This is a genomic window from Lysinibacillus sp. LK3, from assembly GCF_001043675.1.
GTDB classification, from domain to species: domain Bacteria; phylum Bacillota; class Bacilli; order Bacillales_A; family Planococcaceae; genus Lysinibacillus; species Lysinibacillus capsici.
On record NZ_LDUJ01000034.1, the window covers coordinates 1 to 22,404 of the forward strand.

20 protein-coding genes are annotated in these 22,404 nt (G+C 35.3%); 6 read left to right on the plus strand and 14 right to left on the minus strand.

Annotated features, from left to right (window positions below; translation table 11 throughout):
* Positions 1 to 98: 98 nt before the first annotated feature.
* From VK91_RS20280 to VK91_RS20305, 6 genes are all read right to left on the minus strand, one after another.
* On the minus strand, positions 99 to 506 hold the full coding sequence (locus VK91_RS20280; RefSeq protein WP_048395455.1) for a MarR family transcriptional regulator: 408 nt from the start codon (positions 504 to 506) through the stop codon (positions 99 to 101).
* Positions 507 to 593: 87 nt separating this feature from the next.
* Positions 594 to 1,625: an alpha/beta hydrolase gene (locus VK91_RS20285; RefSeq protein ID WP_048395456.1), complete on the minus strand. Its 1,032-nt coding sequence runs from the start codon at positions 1,623 to 1,625 to the stop codon at positions 594 to 596.
* 12 nt (positions 1,626 to 1,637) lie between these two features.
* Positions 1,638 to 2,294: a hypothetical protein gene (locus VK91_RS20290; RefSeq protein ID WP_048395458.1), complete on the minus strand. Its 657-nt coding sequence runs from the start codon at positions 2,292 to 2,294 to the stop codon at positions 1,638 to 1,640.
* A 2-nt stretch (positions 2,295 to 2,296) separates the two neighbouring features.
* Entirely contained in the window at positions 2,297 to 2,704 is a 408-nt protein-coding gene (locus tag VK91_RS20295) for a permease prefix domain 1-containing protein (RefSeq protein WP_048395459.1), read from the minus strand.
* Positions 2,701 to 3,030: a PadR family transcriptional regulator gene (locus VK91_RS20300; RefSeq protein ID WP_048395460.1), complete on the minus strand. Its 330-nt coding sequence runs from the start codon at positions 3,028 to 3,030 to the stop codon at positions 2,701 to 2,703. Before VK91_RS20300 ends, VK91_RS20295 begins: the two co-directional genes overlap by 4 nt.
* 180 nt (positions 3,031 to 3,210) lie before the next feature.
* On the minus strand, positions 3,211 to 4,401 hold the full coding sequence (locus VK91_RS20305) for a M14 family metallopeptidase (RefSeq protein WP_048395461.1): 1,191 nt from the start codon (positions 4,399 to 4,401) through the stop codon (positions 3,211 to 3,213).
* Positions 4,402 to 4,585: 184 nt separating this feature from the next.
* Here VK91_RS20305 and VK91_RS20310 point away from each other — a divergent pair, with 184 nt between their 5' ends.
* Both VK91_RS20310 and VK91_RS20315 read left to right on the plus strand, forming a co-directional pair.
* Complete coding sequence (locus tag VK91_RS20310) at positions 4,586 to 7,327, plus strand: ATP-binding protein (RefSeq protein WP_048395463.1); 2,742 nt, start codon at positions 4,586 to 4,588, stop codon at positions 7,325 to 7,327.
* A 5-nt stretch (positions 7,328 to 7,332) separates the two neighbouring features.
* Positions 7,333 to 8,190, plus strand: a complete 858-nt coding sequence (locus VK91_RS20315) for a protein-glutamate O-methyltransferase CheR (protein WP_048395585.1) — start codon at positions 7,333 to 7,335, stop codon at positions 8,188 to 8,190.
* A 39-nt stretch (positions 8,191 to 8,229) separates the two neighbouring features.
* Here the strand turns inward: VK91_RS20315 and VK91_RS20320 are convergent, their stop codons facing one another.
* Positions 8,230 to 9,378 carry a SpoIIE family protein phosphatase gene (locus tag VK91_RS20320; protein WP_048395464.1) on the minus strand — a complete coding sequence of 383 codons (1,149 nt, stop codon included), beginning with the start codon at positions 9,376 to 9,378 and terminating at the stop codon, positions 8,230 to 8,232.
* A 151-nt stretch (positions 9,379 to 9,529) separates the two neighbouring features.
* Positions 9,530 to 10,537 (minus strand): hypothetical protein, encoded by a 1,008-nt coding sequence (locus VK91_RS20325; protein WP_048395465.1) that lies wholly within the window; start codon positions 10,535 to 10,537, stop codon positions 9,530 to 9,532.
* Positions 10,538 to 10,667: 130 nt separating this feature from the next.
* Between VK91_RS20325 and eis the strand changes: the two genes are divergently transcribed.
* On the plus strand, positions 10,668 to 11,924 hold the full coding sequence (eis, locus tag VK91_RS20330) for an enhanced intracellular survival protein Eis (protein WP_048395467.1): 1,257 nt from the start codon (positions 10,668 to 10,670) through the stop codon (positions 11,922 to 11,924).
* Between the two features lie 17 nt (positions 11,925 to 11,941).
* Here eis and psiE read toward each other — a convergent pair whose 3' ends face one another.
* Positions 11,942 to 12,394 (minus strand): phosphate-starvation-inducible protein PsiE, encoded by a 453-nt coding sequence (gene psiE, locus VK91_RS20335; protein ID WP_048395468.1) that lies wholly within the window; start codon positions 12,392 to 12,394, stop codon positions 11,942 to 11,944.
* 206 nt (positions 12,395 to 12,600) lie between these two features.
* Between psiE and VK91_RS20340 the strand changes: the two genes are divergently transcribed.
* Positions 12,601 to 12,825 carry a hypothetical protein gene (locus VK91_RS20340; protein WP_016992248.1) on the plus strand — a complete coding sequence of 75 codons (225 nt, stop codon included), beginning with the start codon at positions 12,601 to 12,603 and terminating at the stop codon, positions 12,823 to 12,825.
* A gap of 55 nt (positions 12,826 to 12,880) precedes the next feature.
* Here VK91_RS20340 and VK91_RS20345 read toward each other — a convergent pair whose 3' ends face one another.
* Positions 12,881 to 14,611 (minus strand): methyl-accepting chemotaxis protein, encoded by a 1,731-nt coding sequence (locus tag VK91_RS20345; protein WP_016992247.1) that lies wholly within the window; start codon positions 14,609 to 14,611, stop codon positions 12,881 to 12,883.
* Positions 14,612 to 14,805: 194 nt separating this feature from the next.
* Complete coding sequence (gene guaC / locus VK91_RS20350; RefSeq protein WP_004233490.1) at positions 14,806 to 15,789, minus strand: GMP reductase; 984 nt, start codon at positions 15,787 to 15,789, stop codon at positions 14,806 to 14,808.
* A 235-nt stretch (positions 15,790 to 16,024) separates the two neighbouring features.
* Between guaC and VK91_RS20355 the strand changes: the two genes are divergently transcribed.
* Positions 16,025 to 16,444 carry a VOC family protein gene (locus tag VK91_RS20355; protein ID WP_016992246.1) on the plus strand — a complete coding sequence of 140 codons (420 nt, stop codon included), beginning with the start codon at positions 16,025 to 16,027 and terminating at the stop codon, positions 16,442 to 16,444.
* 61 nt (positions 16,445 to 16,505) lie between these two features.
* Here VK91_RS20355 and VK91_RS20360 read toward each other — a convergent pair whose 3' ends face one another.
* Both VK91_RS20360 and VK91_RS20365 read right to left on the minus strand, forming a co-directional pair.
* Entirely contained in the window at positions 16,506 to 18,455 is a 1,950-nt protein-coding gene (locus VK91_RS20360; RefSeq protein WP_048395470.1) for a methyl-accepting chemotaxis protein, read from the minus strand.
* A gap of 279 nt (positions 18,456 to 18,734) precedes the next feature.
* Positions 18,735 to 20,684 carry a methyl-accepting chemotaxis protein gene (locus VK91_RS20365; RefSeq protein ID WP_048395471.1) on the minus strand — a complete coding sequence of 650 codons (1,950 nt, stop codon included), beginning with the start codon at positions 20,682 to 20,684 and terminating at the stop codon, positions 18,735 to 18,737.
* A gap of 225 nt (positions 20,685 to 20,909) precedes the next feature.
* Here VK91_RS20365 and VK91_RS20370 point away from each other — a divergent pair, with 225 nt between their 5' ends.
* Positions 20,910 to 21,290, plus strand: coding sequence for a VOC family protein (locus tag VK91_RS20370; protein ID WP_048395473.1), 381 nt, complete (start codon positions 20,910 to 20,912; stop codon positions 21,288 to 21,290).
* Between the two features lie 86 nt (positions 21,291 to 21,376).
* Here VK91_RS20370 and VK91_RS20375 read toward each other — a convergent pair whose 3' ends face one another.
* Entirely contained in the window at positions 21,377 to 22,123 is a 747-nt protein-coding gene (locus VK91_RS20375; RefSeq protein ID WP_048395475.1) for a hypothetical protein, read from the minus strand.
* Between the last annotated feature and the right edge of the window lie 281 nt (positions 22,124 to 22,404).

Sequence of the window (22,404 nt, forward strand, 5' to 3'; positions counted from 1 at the left end):
AATATATATTAATTAAATTATATGCTACTTCCATTTGTCAAGAACAAAAGCACAGCTTAAATTAAACAATAAAAAAAGGATTTCAATTTGTTGAAATCCTAAAAAATTTTATTCATTAATTGGTTTACTTCGCGTAAGATGTTGGCCATGTCTATGAGTTTATCCTGAGAAAACTTTAAAAAGATTTCTTGAACCTTCATGTCACCAATATTGGTTAAAGCCATTTTGACCACACGTCGATCATTATTTTCTCTAATTCTTTGTATGAGTTCGAGTTTTTCCAGTTTATCGCACATGGAAGTTACAGCTCCGGGTGTTACACTAAAGAATTCAGCAATTTCTGTTGCCTTCATCCCATTATTTATTTTTAGCTGTAGGAGTAATATTAATTGGTTTTGTGATAACGCCTCTCCTTCAGATAAAAGATCTACAAACATTTTCGACTTCTGCTGTATTTCCAGCATTTCTTTCATAATAATTTCTACATTGTTTAGATTTTTTGGCATATAATCACGTCCGCTAAAATATTTAATAATTAAATTATATAGTAATTAAATAAATGCTACCAAGTGTAGAATTACTTTAAGAAATATTTATTTTTTAAAAGTCGTACGCATCCATTCGAAAAATCTCTCTTTTTCTTCGAACTGGGGGTAGTGAGCAGATTGTTCATATGCTATGAATTCCTTTTTCTTCGCGATAATTTGGTCGAAGTACTTTTTAGCGCTATTCGATGATGTTTGATAATCATAATCCCCCATTACAAAATAGAAGGGAAGAGTCAGTGAATTGACTTTCGCAGGAAGTGGGGACTGCAAGATTTCGTTTACTAAGACTTCTTGCGATAGGGATATCCCCTTGCTATAGCGAATAATATCTAACAAATTATATTCGGTACTAAAAAGCATCCCTAACATATTTCCATCAGGGTTAGTAATAAGTCTTGTAGCTCCACCGTATTTGCTCACTAAATGACGAGGCGTAAATGTTTTACCACTACTAATTTCCTCCATTAACCTCTGTAAATGTGCAACATCCTCTGTGTTACTCTTAAGCTGAGCCTGTTTGATCGTAAAGTGTAAACTGTCCATCTCACTTTCAACGGTATTACTCATTTGACCAATCCCTACATAGGCCTCATATTTATCAGGAGCTTTAGCAGCTGCTTGTGTGGCAATATAGGTACCGTAGGAATGACCAATTAAGATAATTTTTTCTTTATTTAGATGATTAGCAATATAGTCAGTCAGTGCTAGTAAATCCTCCACAAGCAAATCAGATGAAAGATTTGAGTAGTCCTCAAAAAAATGATAAGACTTCCCACTAGCCCTTTGATCATAATTTACCACTGTAAATTCGGTTTCCAATAAATCTTGATATTTTTTAGCGTAGGGTATTTCAGAGCAACCTGGTCCGCCATGGACAAAGATGATGACAGGATTATTTTTGTTATGGCCCCGTATCATAATTTCATGGTCACTGCCGTTAATTTCTACCTGTTCTAGCGTACTAATGCTGTTCATGTCCTCTATAGATGATGTCCATGTTGGAAATACAAGTGCTAATAATAGTAAGGAGGTCATAATCAAGACAAGATATTTAATGAACTTTTTAATCCTTTTCATACAATACCTACTTTACATGCGTTTCATAAAGCTAGCATGATACATTTTTCTTTTATACACATAAAAATACATACTCAGAGGCCACCAAAGTGTCACAAAAATAGGGTAAATCGCCCATATAACGCTTGGTGAAGAAACAACATTTACTGTAATGAAAAAGATACTAATTAGTATCGTAGCTGTAACGGAGAATGCTACAAAGGTTTTTCGTTGCGCGTGATATAAAGCTAGAGGCCACCATATCACTAAAAAAGCAGGATAAATTGCCCAAGGATATTGAGGAGATACAATCATATTCAATATAGAGTAATAGATGATGGTAGAAGCACATCCAATTAGAGCTGTTTTTAACGTTTTTGCCTTTTCATCTAAGTACATGAGGATTGGCCACCAGATAATTGGATAAATCGCATAGACAAACCATAAATGATCTGGTGCGTAAATATAATTTTCAACTATTAGAAATGTAATAATTAAGGCACTACAAACAATTGAGTATTGTTTATACAATTTTTTAGCCATAAAGAATAACGTAATAGGCCAAAGCAGTAGCAATAAGCATGGATATACAAACCACATTGTTTGAGGAGATGTCGTATAATTAACAACCCCTAAAAAAATCATTGTCATCAAGCTCCCCGCTATAGAAAAGTTAATAAAGTTCCTCATGTTTATTCACCCCATTTCTTACGAGACCACACAAAGTACATCGATAAAGGCCACCAAAGAATGGCGAAAATCGGATAGATTGCCCAAATAGTATGTGGTGTGTAATAAAGATTAATAAAAATAAAAAATGCAATGATTAAGCCACTACCCCAAATTGAAAATTCTAAGTTTAATTTAGCCATGTTTTTCTTTGCTGGTTCTTTAACACCTAACTCTTGCTTTAAGTCTTCGATATCTCCAAATTCTACAATGGCTTTATTAATAGCATCCTCTTGTTCTTTACCTTGGTCCATCAAATAAAATACTTTTTCTTCAAGATTTTCAATGATTTCTTGTTTAACCATTTCCGTTTCGTTAGTTCGAGGAATGTCTTTAAAAAGCTCATCAATATGGTTTTTTATTCTTTTCATTCTAAGCCCTCCATAAATAAATCGATTATTTCCTTTACTTCCGACCATTCATTCACTAGCTCATTTAAATAGGCCTTACCTAATGATGTAATACGGTAATACTTTCTTTTGCCTCCATGTGAGACATCTCCATAATAGGCTTCAATAATTTCTTTTTTTTCGAGACGTTGAAAAACTGCATACAAAGTTGCTTCCTTGATTTGAAACCGATTGTTTGTACGGAGACTTATTTCCTGAGAAATTTCGTAGCCATAACGGTCTTTTTCTGAAATTAACCGTAAAATAATCGAATCCAAATGTCCTCGGATAATATCACTGCGAACCATAAGTCACCTACTTTTTTTATTGCTCTATCTGTCAGAGTAATAGTAGCAAACATTACTCTGTCTGTCAAAGTAATTTATTCCCCTTTTTTTACAATGATGATGAGATTTTCAATAAAAAAACCCATTCGCTGAAAAGCCCAAAAGGACTATTTCATAGCGAATGGAGTTCGAGTACTCTTTTTACATATACAATGCAGCAAGGAAAATCCCTAAAGACTCCTCGTAAATGTCATCAAACTGGCTGATTGGTAAAGGATTTGTACCACTTCCTAATTCAACAGTGAAGCCTGGTCTACGCCAATCTTGAATAAACCAATCTTTATAACCAGCATAGCTTCCAGCAGATTGAACGGGCTCATAGCCACTTACTCTACTAAATTCATTTACAAGCACCTCTGATTCTGGGGGCTCTAGATTTTCAAAACCCCAATATATGACACGTCCCTGTGTATGAAAGGCTAATACTCTTGAAAAATCACGTTGCTTGGTCAAATCAGCCATTGCAATGGCTTCAGGTTCAGATAGTGGTCTTTCACCACCATAATCTCTTGGCCCTGGTGTTTTTGGATTACGGGCACTTTCAAGCTCCCATTTGGCAGGGAATTGGTCATTCAAATCAATTCCATGAATATTTGCTTTCCAGCCAGAAAAATCAGCGTTATCATTATTCCATTCAATTAGTTGATTTCTTAATGCTTCATCATTTGGTGGGCCTTGTATTACTAAATCAACGCCATCAGGATTTACCATAGGAACGATAGAAAGGAATGTTTGCTGATAAAGAGAAAATGGAGAAATTCCACGAATACTACTTTGATTGGTGAGGGCGAGCAAATAGTCATTTAAAAATGTTAGAATAATAGGTGTAGTAATCCATTCGTTTGCATGGAAGGAGCCATTATAGTGTACACGTTTTGCACCATGGCCAATTGATAGCTCAGGTAGCTCCTTCCCTAAAACGGAACTGCCAATGTTTGAGCTATGAAGAAAAGGATATGCATCAAGGAGCTTTCTGAGATCATTTATCATATGGGTATACGTGTAAGTTTGCTTACCTTCAACTAAACGCCATGTGATACGTTGGGGTATGCGAATCATTTGACCGATTTGTAATCGATTTGGATTGAGATCAGGATTAACAAGCAATAGGGCGACTAGGGGGAGGTTTCGGCTCTGGGCAATCTGCCAAAAAGAGTCTCCTTGTTTAATTTGATAGTTGTTGGTCACAAAACCAGGAATACGAACCCGTTGTCCAACTCTTAAAAATTGGGGATTTATATTTTCATTAGAATCTAAAATGAGTTGAAGAGGAATTTTAAATACCTCACTGAAATGCCAAAGTGAATCTCCTGGTCTTACGATAATATCCAAATGTTTTCTCTCCTTAATTAGAAATGGTTCAATATAAAATGTATATGAAAAATACAGAGACTTATTGATACAAAATCAGCAAAATTTCTTTATGATGAATCTAAAATAGGAGAAAATGAGTTATTTTTACATGTATACTAGTAATCATACTAAAGTAAAAGAAAGGTAAAGGTAGGAAAACCAAATGTTAAATAGATTAAAATTGGGTATACGCTCAAAGATTTCATTAGGTTATATCGTAATCATTCTTTGCCTACTTGCGACGGTTGTCATATTAAATAATCAAATTACATCTTTGCAGAAGGAAAGAAATTTTATTATTAAGTACGATTCCAATGTTCTAACTTTAACGAATGAAATTGAAAAATATATATTGGATATGGAATCAAGTCAGCGGGCTTTCATCATTACGGGTAAGCAGAGTTATCTGGAACCCTATGATAATGCAGCTGAAAATTGGAAAATAGATTTTAATGAACTCTATCAACAAATGAAAGATAAACCAGCTCAGCAGGACAAACTTAAAGAGATAGAGGAAACAATTGAACATTGGGTTGCAACGTCAGGCGAACCAACTATTCAATATAAAAAGGATAATAATGTAGAAGCATTAAATGATTTTTTTAAAGTGGATAATGGTCGTCAGGATATGGAAAAAATGCGCAAATTATTCGATTCATTCCGTGCCACTGAAAATGCTTATACACAGGCAAAGGCAAGTCAGTTAGATAAGCAAAATAGTAAATTAACTAGTGCTCTATTTGGGATCTTAATTTTAGTTTCTACAATAGCTATTGCTATCGCTAGTGGCATTTCCCGTTCAATTGTAAAAACGATTACGGAAGTAACACAAACAATTCAAGAAATAGCAGCTACAAAAGGTGATTTTACAAGAAGAATCCATGTGAATACAAACGATGAAGTGAATGAACTTGCTAATGCAACGAATACGCTTTTAGAGTCCGTCGAAAAGAGGGAATGGCTACAAAGCAATGTAGCTGAAATCGTGACAAATTATCAAGGTATTTCAGCAATTACAAAATTAGCGGAGACCTTCCTATCAGAAGTAGCACAGAAAACCCAAGCATCCCTTGGCGCATTTTATGTTCGGGAAGTGACAGAGAACCAAGTACAGTTTGTGAAAAAGGCTGCTTTTGCTGACACGGATGATTGTGTTGGTATGGAGAGTTTCAAAATAGGACAAGGGTTAATCGGTCAATGTGCATTAGAAAAGAGAGTGCTATTCTATGATAATATTCCGAGAGACTATCGTTTAATCAAAACTGGATTAGGTGAAATTAGACCACAAAATATTTTATTGATTCCTGTCATTTTTGAAAATGAAGTTATAGCGGTTGTTGAAATAGCAACAATGGCTAAATTCAGTAAGTTACAGCAAGAATTAGTGAGACAGGTTACTGAAACCTTTGGACTAACAGTTAATAGTGTTTTAGGGCGTATGGAAATTGTACGTTTATTGAATGAATCTAGAGCAATGACAGAGGAATTACAGGTCCAATCAGAGGAGCTTCAAACACAATCAGAGGAATTACAAATGCAGACAGAAGAGCTGACTATGATTAATGAGCAGCTTGAGGAACGCACGAAAGAGGCAGAGTCCAAATCAAGAGAGCTAGAGAAAGCGAAGAAGGAATTAGAAGAAAGTGCAGAGCAGCTTATCCTTAACTCTAATTACAAATCCGAATTTTTAGCGAATATGTCACATGAATTAAGAACACCTTTAAACAGCATATTAATATTATCTGAAATGCTAGCAGAAAATAGCCAACACAACCTAACAGACGAGGAAGCAGAGTTTGCTAAAGTTATTCATTCTTCAGGAGAGGACTTGCTTGCTCTAATCAATGACATATTAGATTTATCTAAAGTGGAGGCCGGGAAGCTTGATATTATTTTTAATGAAGTGAATATGAGCGAAGTACCTGTACAAATTGAACATACCTTTGCACCAGTTGCGAGGAAGAAAAACTTAGCATTCCATATTTCAAAGGCGGATCATGTAGTGGATGTATTCTATACGGATGAGAAGAGATTCCAGCAAATCTTAAAGAATTTATTATCGAATGCCTTTAAATTTACTGAGCAGGGATCTGTCACATTAGACATTAACCAGCTTACACCACAACAACTAACAAACAATATGCAGGATATAAGTACGGATTGGTTAGAAATTACTGTTTCAGATACAGGAATAGGTATTCCAAAAGACAAACACCAGCTGATTTTTGAATCATTCCAACAAGCAGATGGAGCTACGGTCCGAAAATATGGTGGAACGGGTCTTGGTCTTTCTATTTGTAAGGAATTTGCAAAATTACTTGGTGGATGGATTACATTACAAAGTACTGAAGGACAAGGTAGTAGCTTTACGTTAACGATTCCGAGTCTACCAAATGGAATTGAAGAGGAGCATTGCCAAAAGCTTGCCATGAACGAAGTGGCTGTGACGACGGTGGAAGAGGAACAAATCAAAGAGCAGCCAGTAGCAATGGAAGAAGCCCTTCAACATGAGGTTGAGGTGTTTCAAGGGAAAAATATTTTAATAGTTGATGATGATAACCGTAATATTTATGCGTTGAAAACGGCATTAGAAAAAAGAGGCATGCATATTCTAGTTGCCAAAGATGGGCTAGAATGTTTAGAGGTCTTGCAGGCTAATCCAGATATCGATCTTGTTCTGATGGATATAATGATGCCAAATATGGATGGCTATGAAGCGATGACTATTATTCGTCAGCAAATGAAACGTATCGATTTGCCAATCATTGCATTGACTGCTAAAGCGATGAAAAATGACCGTGATAAATCATTGCAGGCAGGTGCATCTGATTATATTAGTAAGCCATTAAATTTAGATCAATTAATATCAGTTTTAAGAGTATGGTTAGTTTCTAAGGGGAGTTAATGAACATGGAACAACAATTTCAGCCTTTGGAGCAAAATATACAATTAAATAAGCATACAAATTTAGAAATTGATTTGTTACTAGAAGCTATTTATCGTTTATCGGGTTATGATTTTCGGCAATATAATCGTTCATCCATTTCACGCAGAATCTACAATAGGATGGGGATAAATAACATCCCAACGATTTCACGTGTACAAGAAAAGGTCATTCATGATAAAGAATTTTTAGAGCAGATATTAAATGATTTTTCGATAAATGTAACGGAGATGTTCCGCAACCCTAGCTTTTTTAAGGCCTTTCGTGAAACGGTCATTCCTGTTTTACGAGAATATCCTGAAATCCGTATTTGGCATGCAGGGTGTGCAACAGGTGAAGAAGTATATTCAATGGCTATCTTGCTTCAAGAAGAGGGGCTAATAGAGAGATCTGTAATTTATGCAACAGATATGAACGAGCAAGTATTAGAAAAAGCTAAGAAGGGGGCCTTTCCAATTCATAAAATGCAGGCATATACAAAAAACTATATGCTTGCTGGAGGTGCCCATGCTTTTTCAGAATACTATCAAACAGATTATCAATATGCTTACTTTCATCCAACATTATTGAAAAATATTATTTTTGCTCAACATAATTTAGTAACAGATCATTCATTTAATGAATTTCATGTTGTTCTGTGCAGAAATGTTCTTATTTATTTTTCACCTAAGCTCCAGAGCCAGGTACATCAATTATTTTATGAAAGTCTAAGTGACAAAGGTTTTTTATGCTTAGGGGATAAAGAAACATTGCGATTTGAAGAGGTTATTTCAAAGTATAATGAGATTTCTGGAAACGAAAGAATTTATCAAAAAATGTATTAATGAGTAAGAGGCTATCTTTAATGGATAGCCTCTGCTTTTTTATATAGTATTAGTGCTAGCTTGAATCATTAAAACACACATGTCATCAGGCTGATTCTCTTGTTTATCCTTAGGCAAAAGGTTATCGATTAGGCATTGCGAATAATCCCACTTGGAGGATGTTAGCGTTTGCAAATGCTTTTCTGATTCTAATTCACAGGGTCCCATTGCCTCTAACACACCGTCTGTAAATAACACAATTTGAATGTCATGCTCATATTGGATAAATTGCTTTTTCACTTTTATTTCATCAAAGAACCCGACTGCACAGCTACCCTGATCTAATGGAATACATGTTTTTTCATCGATTAGTGCATATCCAGGAGGATGGCCAGCATTTATGTACTCGACTGTTTTTTGCTCTGTATCAATGATTAAATAAATCGCTGTAAAATAATAAAGATTATTCTCTTTCCCATCTTGTAATAGCGTCATATAACGATTCAGTTCTTGGATGACAAGCTCAGGTTCAACCAATTGCTTAACCGCCTCTCTTAGAACAGAGGAGATGAACATACAAACCAACGCTGCAGATATACCGTGACCCATCATATCCAATAATATTATGGCATAACGATGATCGTCTATTTTGTACCAATAATACATATCTCCTGCCAAATTAGAGGATGGTAAATAAGAAACTTCAATACGGATGTCCTTCTCATTTAACGGTGGGCTAAGAAGACTCCTTTGTACATGGGTTGCTAAATCTAGTTCATATTGTATTTTCTTTTCATGCTGTGTGTGCCAGTCTAATTCTGCCTTTAAACGTAAGGCAACACGCATTCTGGCAAGTAGCTCTGTTTTATTAATTGGTTTAGTAATATAATCTACACCACCAATGTCTAGGGCTTCTGCCAGTTTGTTTTTATCCTCGAGTGCTGTAACAAAAATGATTTGAATATCTTTCAATCTCTCATTTTGCTTAATGCGTTTGCAGGCCTCAATACCATCTACTTCCGGCATCATAATATCTAACAAAATTAAATCTACTGAATTTCCTGTCGGATTGGGTGAATCTAATTGTAAATAATCAAATAGCTCATAAGCAGATGAAAGAGAAACACAGTTATCATAACCTGCATTTTTTAGTATTTTCTCAATGACAAATAAATTGACTTGATTGTCATCTACTAGAAGAATGGTCATAGTACTTTCCCCTTACTCTGATTGAATTGTGCAGATTATTTTTCACATATATAAAATACTTTCAACTTTATCATTATACAAAACATCAGAGAATAAAGGTATTTTGGCGATTTGAATGTATGGTTTACTAGGTATATGAAGTAGAAGGGCGTTATATTTTAGCTTTTTTAAATCCTTGGTAGATATCAAATACATTTGCTAAAACAGCAATAACCATACTGACAAGTAGGATTTTATCAATAGTGAAGGCAACTTTAGCTGAGGTTGTTTCTGTAATAGCCGCAATATAAGGTATAGAGGCGCTGTGAATAAAATCTTGGTGTATCGCTATTAAAATAAACACAATTGTTCCTACACTTTGAAGTAGTGCATTAGTGATGGCGATAGGCATTGTCCACTGTCCTGCACGCCATTTTAATAAGGTTAAAGTTAGACTTAGGATAATACATAGTAAGACCATGGGAACAAACGATTGTAAAGTATTTTGATTAAAGATAGGCATAACAAATTTCAAGCTGCCGTTGTCATTCGTTGTATAAATACCTAAAAGACGATAGGCATTCCAGTAAACAAAAGAAAAAATAAGTATTCCTAAAAGGCTAAAAATCGTATCACTTATAGGAATGATTTTATCTTTGGGAATCTTTTTAATTTGTATTAAATCATCAGGTGACCATGGCTTGGTATCTCTCAGAAAAGGGATCGAAAGCTTTTCAGCCCCAGAACGGTCCTTAATGATAAAAATAACCGTAACCCAAAACAAAACGTGAAATAACACAGCAATAATTGCAACAATCATCCCTACAAATGCTGTAATAATGGTTGTGAGAAGTGCTTCTTCTCCAGAATAGAGAACCATCTTCTCTATTATTTGAACAATGATCGTAATAAGAATTGCCCAAGGAATAATTAGCTTGATGGTTCTTGTATATTGTTCAAAATTCTTTGGACCAATTAAAAAGTGGGGAGTATCCTGATAGCGTGCAGCAACTTCTGAAGGGCTTCCAAGCTTCCTAATTACTTCCTTCACCTCAGATTCTGTATATTGCTCTGGCAACATATCCTCAATAGTAGCCTTTAGTTCAACCTTGATTATCTCACGTTTATTTTTATGTAGCCTTTTAGTCACTTCGTGAATATATGAATCAATTAAAGTCATACATTTTCCTCCTTTAATCATTTTCAGTACTCATTAATTGGTCGTGGTAATATATGTTATTATGGGGTATAAAAATTAATATGAAAAATTCGTGAACAACATGCAACAATTTGAAAACGGAGGGGACATGATGAGGGTTGTAGAGAAATTATTAAAAGAGCAAGATTTTGTAGCCTTTGTGAATATCGTTGTAGGAGCGTATCCAGGAAAATTGAATGGAACACAAACAACAAAAGAACAGCTGAAAAAGCTCTTTATGCAAAATCAGAGCAATGATGAATCTCTTCATTATTATGGACTTTGGGAAAATGACAAACTCATTGGTGGTATGCGACTACATGACTTTCAAATGAATCTGTTTTCTAAAATGCTACCAATTGGTGGGGTAGGACTTGTTGCAGTTGATTTATTACATAAAAAAGAGAAGGCTGCAAAAGAATTAATCCAACATTTCTTTAATATCTTTTTAGAAAAAAATATTCATTTTGTGGCCTTGTATCCGTTTAGACCAGATTTTTATAAAAAAATGGGTTTTGGCTATGGACCGAAAATCTATCAATACTTGGTAGAGCCTTCAAGCTTCCCGAAAGGACCAACCAAAAAGCACCTTAAATATTTGACAGTTGAAGATCAACAACAGCTTGTAGATTGCTACAACAGGGTAGTAGCAAAAAAACATGGGATGTTTCTTAAAACACAATCGGAACTATCTTTTATTTTTAATAATCCAGATAACTATGTGATTGCAATGGAACAGGAAGGTACAGTTCAGGGCTATATTGCCTTTTCTTTTAATAAACAAAGCGATAGTAATTTTATGCTAAATAATTTGGTCATTAAGGAGTGGATCTATGAAACTCCGGAGGCTTTGCTAGAGCTTAGTACATTTTTAAACAGTCAAGCAGATCAAGTAAACCGAATCGAATGGAATACACAAGAAGAAAATGTCCATTTCTTTTTAGAGGATGTTAGAAATGGCACAAATCATTTAATTCCAAGTGTCTATCACGCAAGTGCCGTGTCAGGAATTGGTCTAATGTACCGTATAATTAATGTGAAGGGCTTTTTTGATGAGCTACTAACACGCAATTTTAACGGTGTCACTTTGACCTTTAAATTGAATGTTATGGATTCGTTACTGGCAAAAAATAATCAGCAACTTATTGTTGAGGCTGTTAACGGTACAATTAAAATGCTAGAAAGTGATAGCTATGATGTTGAAGTAACGATAGATGTAGCTGAGCTTTCATCACTAGTAATGGGCGTAGTAACGGTCCAAGAGCTATTTATGCTGAGTCGAATACAGATTAGTGATAATCAGTATTCACAGGCTTTACAGCAATTCTTCTATGTGTTTGAAAAGCCCACATGTATATCTGCATTTTAGAATGGGCGTGAGGGCTTTTAATCATTTTTGATGAGAATGGAAGAACGTGTTGGCCTTTCAAGTGGCGTTATATTAATAATAAAGTAGCTTATGATTAGTATGAGGATAATTAATGAATAAATTAACGTATTTAGAGGATGATCATGCTCCACAATAATTAGTCGAATCATTGCTGTGATACCTATATAGATAAAATATCGAAGTGGAAAATGGTAATCCTCCTTAAAGTATTTAATGATCATTGTGATGAATTCGAAATATAAAAAGAAAATAAGAATATTGGCAAGGAATAGTTTATAATCACCATCTTCCTTAGCGAATAGTAATATTTTAAGAAATTCAATTAGCTCCTTAAATAATAAAAAGCAGAGAATCAGTGCTAATAGTACAAGGCAAACATTGAGAAAGAGCTGTAGAGATTTTGGCACAGCTTTAATGAGCTGTAAATAAGTCGTATTTTTTTGCTTCATCCAATTCCTCCAATCGGTTTTGTAAATACATCATCATATGGTCGAGTAGTAGTGTATTATGATATAAATATAACAATTTGTCGTAAATCTTTTCTTATTATTTTGTAAAGTTTTGGTATATTTTAATGAAAGAAAGTTTTCAAAATAATTTAGTGGTATGCTAAAATAGATGTGCATGAATATAAAATATAAAAGGGGTTTTTAAAATGGCAAAATCTGCAAAAACTGATGCGAAAATTACACCAGAACGTTTAGAAGAAGCGTTAAATGTTCGTGATCGACTTATTATCGAGCTACTGGTACAAGTACTTGATGAAAAGCTAGTAATTGAGCGTCCTGTATTACGTGAACGTCTAGGGAACCTTGTAGATCTTGCAGATCACGATGCAGAGCTTAAGGAAACAATCCACGCAGTAATTAACAAACTATAATGTAAAAGAGGAATGCTACGGATATGCGTAGCATTCTTTTTTATATAGTATTTTATCATGTAAAGCGTTCTACCAAGTCGTACATGCGCTCTGCCTCTGTATGAAGCTCCATAGAGGAGTGCATGATAGATGTCACCGCTGACTTTTGTTCGTCAATAGAAGCGTTAATTTGTTCAGTAGCTGCGGCAGATTGTGTAGCGACACTTGCTATTTCATTGATGGCGTTCATCACGACTATTCGATTTTCCGCCATGTCATTCATTCCTTTGTCTAAAGAAACAAGGTGCTTTGTAATGTCATGAATGGAGTCTGCTAGGAAAGTAAAGGCTCCCTTTACTTCCGTAATCGACATGGCCTGATTTTGTGACAGTTGGAGCGTGTGTATCATTTTTGAATCTGAATTAGCGGTATCGACCTCAATACGCTGTAATAGGTTTCTAACCCGATTAGTAGCTTCATTCGTATCCTCAGATAAATGACGGACTTCCTCAGCTACGACAGCAAACCCTTTGCCATGTTCACCTGCACGGGCTGCTTCAATACTTGCATTTAGTGCTAAAAGATTTGTTTGTTCAGAAATGGATGTAATTGTTTGTACGACTTGATGAATTTCTTTCATTTGGCTCGTCAAACTTGAGAAAGTTGTTCTTAATTCCTCAATCACTTGCGTAAACTCACTTGAATTTTGTAGTAATACATCTACTTTTTGTCTACCGTTTTCTTGTGATTGATTAATGATATTCATATTTTCTGTAATCTCACTATATTTATCTGTAGCATTTGAGATAAGTGAGGACAGTGTTTCTACTTTACTAATGGCCATTTCTGCTTCCTCAGCTTGTACTACAGCTCCCTTAGATATATCATTGATGGCTTGATGAATTTCATCAGCAGAAGCAGTCGTCTCCTCAGTAATGGCACTCAGCATTTCTGAAGAAACGCGCATTTGGGACGCACTATCCTTTGTATTGTTGACCATTTCGTGTAAGCTATGTTTCATATTATTCACGTTACTAGCTAGTATACCTAGTTCATCTTCTGTAGTAACAGGTATGTCATCACCAGTTAGCTTGCCTTTAGCAATATCAGATGTAATGACCATAATTTTTCGTATATAGGTTGTCATTCGTCCAGAGAAGAACCAGAAGAGTGATACACCAATAATCGTTGCAAGGATAGTCATGCCTAGTGTGTAGTATAAAACGTTATTCGTACCTGCATTAAAGTCCATTTCGTATGTACCAGCTGCTATAATCCAGCCCCAATGCTTGTCCTTTTCTACATACGTTATCTTAGGCGCAACGATTTCAGGATTTGAGGGAAGGGCCCAATCATAACGTACATATCCTCCTCCAGCATTTGCTGCTTCAATCATTTCTCGTACAAAATAGCGCCCATCCTCTGTTTGTAAATCTGAAATATTTTGTCCTTCTAGGGATGGATGAGTTTCAACCATACCACTATCTTGGAAAGCATAGAAATAAAAATTATCTCCATATTTAACAGGATTATCAATGGATCTTTTGTTATCTTCAATTTTATTACCAACGATCTGTGTTCTAGCACTTTCCTGAGCTTCTTCTAGCGTTAATTTCCCATTTTGAACTTGAGTATCTAACTGTGCAATTAGTTCAAGTATGCCAAGTGTGCCATTTTTAAGACTATCTCGACCTACCTGATCGAGTTCTCCTTTCACCACCATATAATTGACGGTTCCAACTAGTCCTGTTGATAGTAGAATAACTATAATAGCAAGACTAACAAGTTTATTACGTACTGACTTCATAAGATACAACCCCCGTTCCTTCATTCCTTCAATATAGTTCTATTATAATATATAATTTTTTAATAAAATAGAAAATTCTGAAAATAAATACGGTATTTTAAGTGAAATAGGTCCAAAAAAATCACCCCAATCAAGAGTAAAAACAGCTCTTAATTGGGGTGATGTTGAAGCTTAATATAGCAGGTTTACATCGATTAATACACTTTATCTCCATTGAAAATAGAGTTCTTTACGATTACATAATCAACATTGCGAATAGCCTCTAGCTTTGTGCCACCAGCATATGAAATAGATGACTGTAAATCTTGTTGCATCTCGATTAATGTATCTTTGATGCTACCTTTATGTTCAACGTACATTTTCTTACCTTCGACGTTTTTACGTTCACCTTTTTGGAATTCAGAAGCAGAGCCGAAGTATTCCTTCACTGTTCTACCCTCAATTTCGATTGTTTCACCAGGTGACTCTTCATGACCAGCGAATAATGAACCGATCATTACCATTGAAGCACCAAAACGTACAGATTTAGCGATATCTCCATGTGTACGAATGCCACCATCAGCAATAATTGGTTTTGTAGCAGCCTTTGCACACCAACGTAGTGCAGCTAGTTGCCAGCCGCCAGTACCAAAACCTGTTTTGATTTTAGTAATACATACTTTACCTGGTCCAATCCCAACTTTTGTTGCATCTGCACCAGCATTTTCAAGCTCGCGCACCGCTTCAGGTGTTCCTACATTACCTGCGATGACAAAGCTTTTTGGTAAATGCTTTTTAATATGCTGAATCATACGAATAACAGCATTTGAATGACCATGTGCAATATCAATTGTAATAAAATCAGGTACCAAATTAGCAGCTGCTAATTCTTCAATAAATGTATATTCCTCTTCTTTTACACCAACGCTAATAGAAGCAATTAAGCCATTTCCTTGCATTTCTAGAATAAAGTTTCGACGAGTTTCTGGTTGGAAACGGTGCATGATGTAAAAGTAACCGTTTTCAGCAAGTTTCTTTGCAAGATTTTCATCGATAATTGTTTGCATATTTGCAGGTACTACTGGAAGTTTAAAAGTGTGACCACCTAAAGTAACAGAAGTATCACATTCTGAACGACTTTCTACAATACATTTTGCGGGAATTAGTTGAATATCCTCATAGTCAAATACGTTATCCATTATATACACTCCTAAAATACGAATATTTTTTAAGATTTAATTTAAATTGTTCGCCATTTGGTAATTTACATGATTTTTGAGTAAATGTCAAAGCTTTTGTGAAAATAAATAAAAAATTTAAAAAGAAAGGAGCCAACTTACTTTGAAGATGAAATATTCTAGTTATAATTTGTGTTATGTTTTGTAATCCATGTACAATAGAATTGTTTCAAAAAATGACAAAGGAGTGTTGAAAATGGCAGTAGAGGTTTATTTGAATTTTAATGGAAATTGTCGAGAGGCAGTTGCGTTTTACGAAGACGTTTTTAATACGGACAAGGCTGAAATTATGACGTTTGGAGAGACACCACAAAATCCAGACTATCCATTACCAGAAGAAGCAAAAGATCTTGTCATGCATACACGACTTATTGTATTCGGTAGTAGAATTATGTTCTCAGATACATTTCCAGGCATGCCATTTTCCACAGGGAATAATGTCACATTAGCTGTTGTATCCGATGATGAAGAGCAAATGCGTCAAGCATTTGATAAGCTTAAAGAAGGTGGTAACGTGAGAATGGAGCTTCAAGAAACATTTTGGAGCAAATGTTACGGCTCACTTACAGACAAATTTGGCGTTGAATGGCAATTTAGCCATGAGGTAAATGAATAATTAAATAACAAGATAAAAGCACGATGATAGGGCTAAACCAAGTATCATCGTGCTTTCTTATTTAGTAATTAAAACGATCTACATAGCCTTGTAATTCATCTGCCATATCAAGCAATGTTTTAGCAGAAGAGGCGATTTCCTGCATGGAAGATAATGTTTGTTCCGTTGAAGCGGCAACCTCTTCAGATGCAGCTGCGTTTAGTTTTGCATGATCTGACAGTTCAATAGCAGTAGCGGATACCTCCTCTACAACGGCAGACATTTCTTGTGCTGAAGCTGATATATCCTCCATTTTAGGAGCAATTTCTCGAAGACTTCCAACGATACTTGTAAATTTCTTTTTCGTATCCTCGGATAGCTGTAAACCTTCTTGAACGTCTGCAGAAGCTTTCGTCATCGTTTGTACAGATTTAGCAGTATCTTGTTGTATGCCAGTAATCAGAGTAGAAATTTGCTCTGCTGATTGATGAGATTGCTCCGCTAATTTACGTACTTCATCTGCTACAACTGCAAAGCCTTTACCGTGTTCACCTGCTCGTGCTGCTTCAATAGCAGCATTAAGAGCAAGAAGGTTTGTTTGGTCTGAAATAGCGCTAATAATTTCTATAATGGAGCCAATTTCTTTTGTACGATCAAATAGGGATTTAATCATCGTATCGGATTGAGCCACAGAATCATGAATGGATACCATTTGATTAACAGTGTGCTCAACAGATTGACTACCTTCTTCCGCTAATTGGATGGCCTGGCTGGATAGGTCTGAAACTTGTAGGGCACTATCTGCTACCTCTACAACACCTTTTGCAATTTCCTCAATAGAAACAGCATTTTGATCGATTCCTGTTGTTTGTTTTTCCGTACTAATCGCTACCTGTTGCATAGCCTCTGTCACTTGCTCAGATGCAGCGATATTTTGCTCAGCATTCGCTGAAAGGCCTTGTGCCGAGGTTTGAACATGTTGTGAGCTTTGATCAACATTGCGGATCAGTCTTTTTAAGCTAACTTTCATTGAGACAAATGCTTCAGCAAGCTGTCCTATTTCATCTTTCGTATGAATATCAATATACTCTGTCAAATCACCTTCACTAATTTTAAGAGCACTTTGCTGTAGTTGTTTAATTGGGTTAACAATAGATTTAATCATTGAGAGCATAAAGATAATACCAACAATAATAGAAATACCAATAATAAGTAATGTAATAGTAAAGGTTGAGGTAGCAGCGTTAGTAGCCTCTGCAATGAACATTGTACCAATTATCTTCCAGCCTGTGATTTCATTTGTTTCAAAGCGTAAATGACGGTCACCTTCAGTAATAATACCTTCCTGCTTTTCGTAAATTTTTGAAACATAATCTTCCGTTGCCTCTGTGCCGCTTTCCTTATCTTTTTGAGCAATATATAACTTATTATTATCTAACAGAGAGGCAAAGCCCGTTTCTCCAATACGTGTTTGATCTGTCAGTGCACTTAGAAGAGAGATATTTAAATCTAAGGCAATTACGCCAGAATCATCAGGAAGAGCTTGCATAACTGTCACAACGATGTTATTTGTTGATTTCGAGATATATGGAGAAGTGATGGATACATGCCCTTTATTATCAATGGCTTCTATATACCAAGGACGTTTACGAGGATCATAATCACTTGCATAGTCATGGACAGGTTCATCAATGATCCGCCCATCAGCAGTCCCTATATATACTAGCTCCACTTCTGGGTGTGTATTTACATATTCTTGAAAAAGACCTTTTAATTCAGCTTTTTTATCATCTTGTAAATAAGACTGATTTATTTTCTTGGCAAAATATTCGATATCATGAACTCTAGGAGCAATTGTATTGGTAATATTACTATTAAGCATACGCACACTTTCCTTGGCGCTTGCTTGCTGCTCTTCGAGTATTTGATTTTTGGTACTTTTAAAGGAGGTATACCCGATTAAAAGTGCGGGAATGAGAAGTATGACTAAAAATGCAAAGATGAGTTTCTTTCTTAAACTAATTCGTTTCATATAGTATTCCTCCTTAAACGACATTATTGAAGTGTAATAGAATTAACTACGAGATGGGTTATATTACACTAGTAGACTCCTAAGTCGTTCAAATGTTTAATCTGATTCTAAGAGGAAAATGAATAATAATCAACACAATTTTCTGAAAAATCTGGAAAATAAAGTTATGCAACGCTATTATTTGTAGAAAAATATCTTATTTTGTAATTTCCTATCTTTTTGGAATAGAAAAAATCTGAGTTCAATACTATCGTGAACTCAGATCTAGCAGTTAAATAATTAATATTTAAAACGATTAACATAACCCTGCAATTCATCCGCCATATCAAGTAGGGTTTTGGCAGACGAAGCCATATCTTGCATAGAAGATAAAGTTTGTTCCGTGGAAGCAGCAACTTCTTCTGTAGCAGCAGCATTTAATTTTGCGTGATCGGAAAGTTCAATAGCAGTCGCTGAAACTTCTTCTACAACGGCAGACATTTCTTGAGCAGATGCTGAAATATCCTCCATTTTCGGCGCGATGTTTCGAAGACTTTCGATAATGCTCGCGAATTTTCTACTTGTTTCTTCTGTCAATTGTAAGCCCTCTTGAACATCTGTCGACGCTTTGACCATTGTCTCTACAGATTTTGCCGTATCTTGCTGAATAGTAGTTATAAGCGCAGAAATTTGCTCTGCTGATTGATGAGATTGCTCTGCTAATTTGCGTACTTCATCTGCCACTACCGCGAAGCCTTTGCCATGTTCTCCTGCTCTAGCAGCTTCTATAGCTGCATTAAGCGCTAGTAAATTCGTTTGATCTGATATAGCACTAATCATTTCTAAAATGGAACCAATTTCTTTCGTGCGATCATACAGTGCTTTAATCATTGTATCTGATTGCGTTACAGAATTATGGATAGAATTCATTTGCTGTACCGTTTGTTTGACAGATTGTCCACCTTCTTCTGCCAATTGGATAGCATGACTAGATAGGTCAGAAACCTGCATGGAACTGTCTGCCACTTCAACAACGCCTTTAGCAATTTCTTCAACTGAAATGGCATTCTGATCAATACCTGTTGTTTGTTTTTCTGTACTAATTGCCATTTGGTGCATGGCATCGGCAACTTGCTCTGAAGCAGCGATGTTTTGTTCTGCATTAGCAGATAAATTTTGAGCGGCTGTTTGGACATGTTGTGAGCTTTGATCAACATTACGAATTAATTTTTTTAAGCTCACCTTCATAGAGATAAAGGCTTCTCCAAGCTGACCTATTTCATCTTTAGAATGGATTTCAATAAACTCCGTTAAATTACCGTCACTAATTTTTAATGCGCTTTGCTTCAATTGATTAATTGGGTTAACAATAGACTTTATCATAAAGAGCATGAAAATAACGCCAATGAGAATGGAAACAATAATGATAATTAAATTTATATTCAATGTGGATGCTGCAGCTTTTGCAGCTTCCGCAGTAAACATTGTACCAATTACCTTCCAACCCGTTAACTCATTCGTAACAAATTGTAAGTGACGGTCTTTTTCAATGATAGTACCGCTTTCCTGCTCATAAATTTTTGTTATGTAGCTTTCCGTTGCCTCTGTACCACTTTCTTTATCTGGCTGAGCAATGTAAATTTTATTGTTATCTAAAAGAGAAGCGAAGCCCGTTTCTCCAATACGAATATTATTCGTAATGTCACTTAATGTAGAAATATTTAGATCTAATCCTAATACGCCAGAACCATCCGGTAATGCCTGAGTAATTGTGATGACAATGTCACCTGTAGATTGTGTAACATATGGTGCAGTAATTGAGGTCTTCCCATTATTAGCTAAAGCCTGCTTATACCAAGGTCTTGTCCGAGGGTCGAAGCCATCAGGATACTCTTGAACAGGCTGATCAAACAGTTTGCCTTCAGCAGTCCCAATATATATCAGATCTACTTCAGGGTGCATGTTGACATATTCACTTAATAATGACTTCAGTTCTAAAATGCTCTCATCTTGAAAGTAAGTTTCACTAAATTTCTGTGAAAAATATTGTACATCTTTCAATTTAGGTTCAATCATGTTTGTAATATTGGAATTTAGAATGCGTACACTTTCAGTCGCACTTGCGCGTTGCTCCTCTGAAATTTGCTGTTCAGCACTTTGGTAAGATACTATTCCAATCAAGAGTGTTGGGATGAGAAGCATGGCTAAAAACGAAAAAATAAGCTTTTTTCTTAAACTTAGTTGTTTCAATTGTATTATCCTCACATAATATTTTATTCTATACTTTTCCCTTAAAGGTAAATAATACTCATTCTATCAGAAATAAAATAAAAGTTAAGTACTTTGAATTAATTATTTCTTAGTAATGTATATCATTATCAATTGTTTGAAATTTCCCTAAATTGATGGCGTTAGAAGCTATATAAAGCTGCTTTTTGATGTATACTAATGCTCAAAAGAGGAGGGAATGAAGTCATGATTCATCAAATAGGACAAGTAATGTTATATGTTAATGATCAAGATGCAATTGTTAAGTTTTGGACAGAAAAAGTGGGGTTTGTGGTCATTTCTGAACAGGAAGAGGCAGGCATGCGCTGGATTGAAATTGCACCAACTAAGGAAGCTCAAACATCCTTTGTGCTTCATAACAAAGAAATTATTGCTAAAATGCAACCTGATCTAAATTTAGGAACACCTTCTATTATGTTTTACGCTGATAAAATTGAAGAGATGTACCAAGATTTCCAGGCAAAGGGCGTAAAAGTAGGAGATCTAGTCATGATGCCAATGGGTAGGGTTTTTAACTTTGCTGACCCTGAAAATAACTACTTTGCCTTGGTTGAAAAGAAAAAATAAATAACGGAATCTGCTTGTTTTTTGTTAGAGTTAAGTAAAAATGAGCAGATTCCTGTTTTAGATTATTTAATAGCTAGATTTGTCGTCTATGATAAATCCTCACCAAAAATACCAACCGTTTGCCGATCTATTACAAATTCATGGCCATTCCATTTTAAAATATTTTCTACATAGCCTAATCCATCAGCATGATATCTACCTGCAATTTCTTGATATCCTAAAATTTCATACGTTCCATCTCGGTCGTAATCAACAGGATATAGTCCTCCAAAAGGATCTACCCAGCCTTCAATCGGTTGCTTCAAGGTGCCATCTGGATTATAAATTTCAGCTAAGTAGTCGGTTCCTTTATACTGTAAATCAATTGTGTATTTAATAGCAGGATTAAAACTCTGAACAACAGCCTTATAATGATCTACATAATTGACCTTATATTTAAGTTTATTATTAAAAGACTCTGCATCAAAGATGGAACGAACTTGATTGTTGATGGAGGAAAAAATCTCACCATTTACAATTCCGCCGCTACCTCCTGTATCAGACACAACCAGAATATCCTCAATATGATTACCAGTAAAATCGCCCAAGAAAATAGTCGGATTATAGCCCATATTTTGTTTCAATGGAAGTTGCTCCATTTGTCTTGTTTGACCATAAAAAATAGACAGTGTTAGATTTCTCCAGAAAGGACTATCAGGCTGTTTAGTACCCATTAAAAAAATGGTTTCAAAAAAACCATCCCCGTTAATATCTCCAAACTTAGTTTGAATAACTTGTGGAGCCGAATGGGTTATGATTCCACCGTTTAGTGGCGAATTTAAATTATTGGTCATATATGCACCTCTTTCATTAGTCTTAGCATATGTTGTAAGAAAAGCTTGGTGCATAAATCAAAGGTAAAAGCTGAAACTTTGTAATACATATTAAACTTACAAAAAAACTTGAATTTCACCCATTGACATTTTCTAATGCGAAAAGTATTATAAGTGTCAACGAATCAGAAAATTCAGTACCAAATAGTATCTCACTACATTCATGTAGCAAGAGATTTTTTTTCATTATCAATCCTTAGTAAATTTATACGATTTATATATATTGGGAAGAAGGAGATTCA

What these genes read in the sequence shown, in the direction of transcription:
- VK91_RS20280 (WP_048395455.1), bottom strand. Translation starts at nt 506, where the DNA reads ATGCCAAAAAATCTAAACAATGTAGAAATTATTATGAAAGAAATGCTG.
- VK91_RS20285 (WP_048395456.1), bottom strand. Translation starts at nt 1,625, where the DNA reads ATGAAAAGGATTAAAAAGTTCATTAAATATCTTGTCTTGATTATGACC.
- VK91_RS20290 (WP_048395458.1), bottom strand. Translation starts at nt 2,294, where the DNA reads ATGAGGAACTTTATTAACTTTTCTATAGCGGGGAGCTTGATGACAATG.
- VK91_RS20295 (WP_048395459.1), bottom strand. Translation starts at nt 2,704, where the DNA reads ATGAAAAGAATAAAAAACCATATTGATGAGCTTTTTAAAGACATTCCT.
- VK91_RS20300 (WP_048395460.1), bottom strand. Translation starts at nt 3,030, where the DNA reads ATGGTTCGCAGTGATATTATCCGAGGACATTTGGATTCGATTATTTTA.
- VK91_RS20310 (WP_048395463.1), top strand. Translation starts at nt 4,586, where the DNA reads ATGTTAAATAGATTAAAATTGGGTATACGCTCAAAGATTTCATTAGGT.
- VK91_RS20315 (WP_048395585.1), top strand. Translation starts at nt 7,333, where the DNA reads ATGGAACAACAATTTCAGCCTTTGGAGCAAAATATACAATTAAATAAG.
- VK91_RS20320 (WP_048395464.1), bottom strand. Translation starts at nt 9,378, where the DNA reads ATGACCATTCTTCTAGTAGATGACAATCAAGTCAATTTATTTGTCATT.
- VK91_RS20325 (WP_048395465.1), bottom strand. Translation starts at nt 10,537, where the DNA reads ATGACTTTAATTGATTCATATATTCACGAAGTGACTAAAAGGCTACAT.
- eis (WP_048395467.1), top strand. Translation starts at nt 10,668, where the DNA reads ATGAGGGTTGTAGAGAAATTATTAAAAGAGCAAGATTTTGTAGCCTTT.
- psiE (WP_048395468.1), bottom strand. Translation starts at nt 12,394, where the DNA reads ATGAAGCAAAAAAATACGACTTATTTACAGCTCATTAAAGCTGTGCCA.
- VK91_RS20340 (WP_016992248.1), top strand. Translation starts at nt 12,601, where the DNA reads ATGGCAAAATCTGCAAAAACTGATGCGAAAATTACACCAGAACGTTTA.
- VK91_RS20345 (WP_016992247.1), bottom strand. Translation starts at nt 14,611, where the DNA reads ATGAAGTCAGTACGTAATAAACTTGTTAGTCTTGCTATTATAGTTATT.
- guaC (WP_004233490.1), bottom strand. Translation starts at nt 15,789, where the DNA reads ATGGATAACGTATTTGACTATGAGGATATTCAACTAATTCCCGCAAAA.
- VK91_RS20355 (WP_016992246.1), top strand. Translation starts at nt 16,025, where the DNA reads ATGGCAGTAGAGGTTTATTTGAATTTTAATGGAAATTGTCGAGAGGCA.
- VK91_RS20360 (WP_048395470.1), bottom strand. Translation starts at nt 18,455, where the DNA reads ATGAAACGAATTAGTTTAAGAAAGAAACTCATCTTTGCATTTTTAGTC.
- VK91_RS20370 (WP_048395473.1), top strand. Translation starts at nt 20,910, where the DNA reads ATGATTCATCAAATAGGACAAGTAATGTTATATGTTAATGATCAAGAT.
- VK91_RS20375 (WP_048395475.1), bottom strand. Translation starts at nt 22,123, where the DNA reads ATGACCAATAATTTAAATTCGCCACTAAACGGTGGAATCATAACCCAT.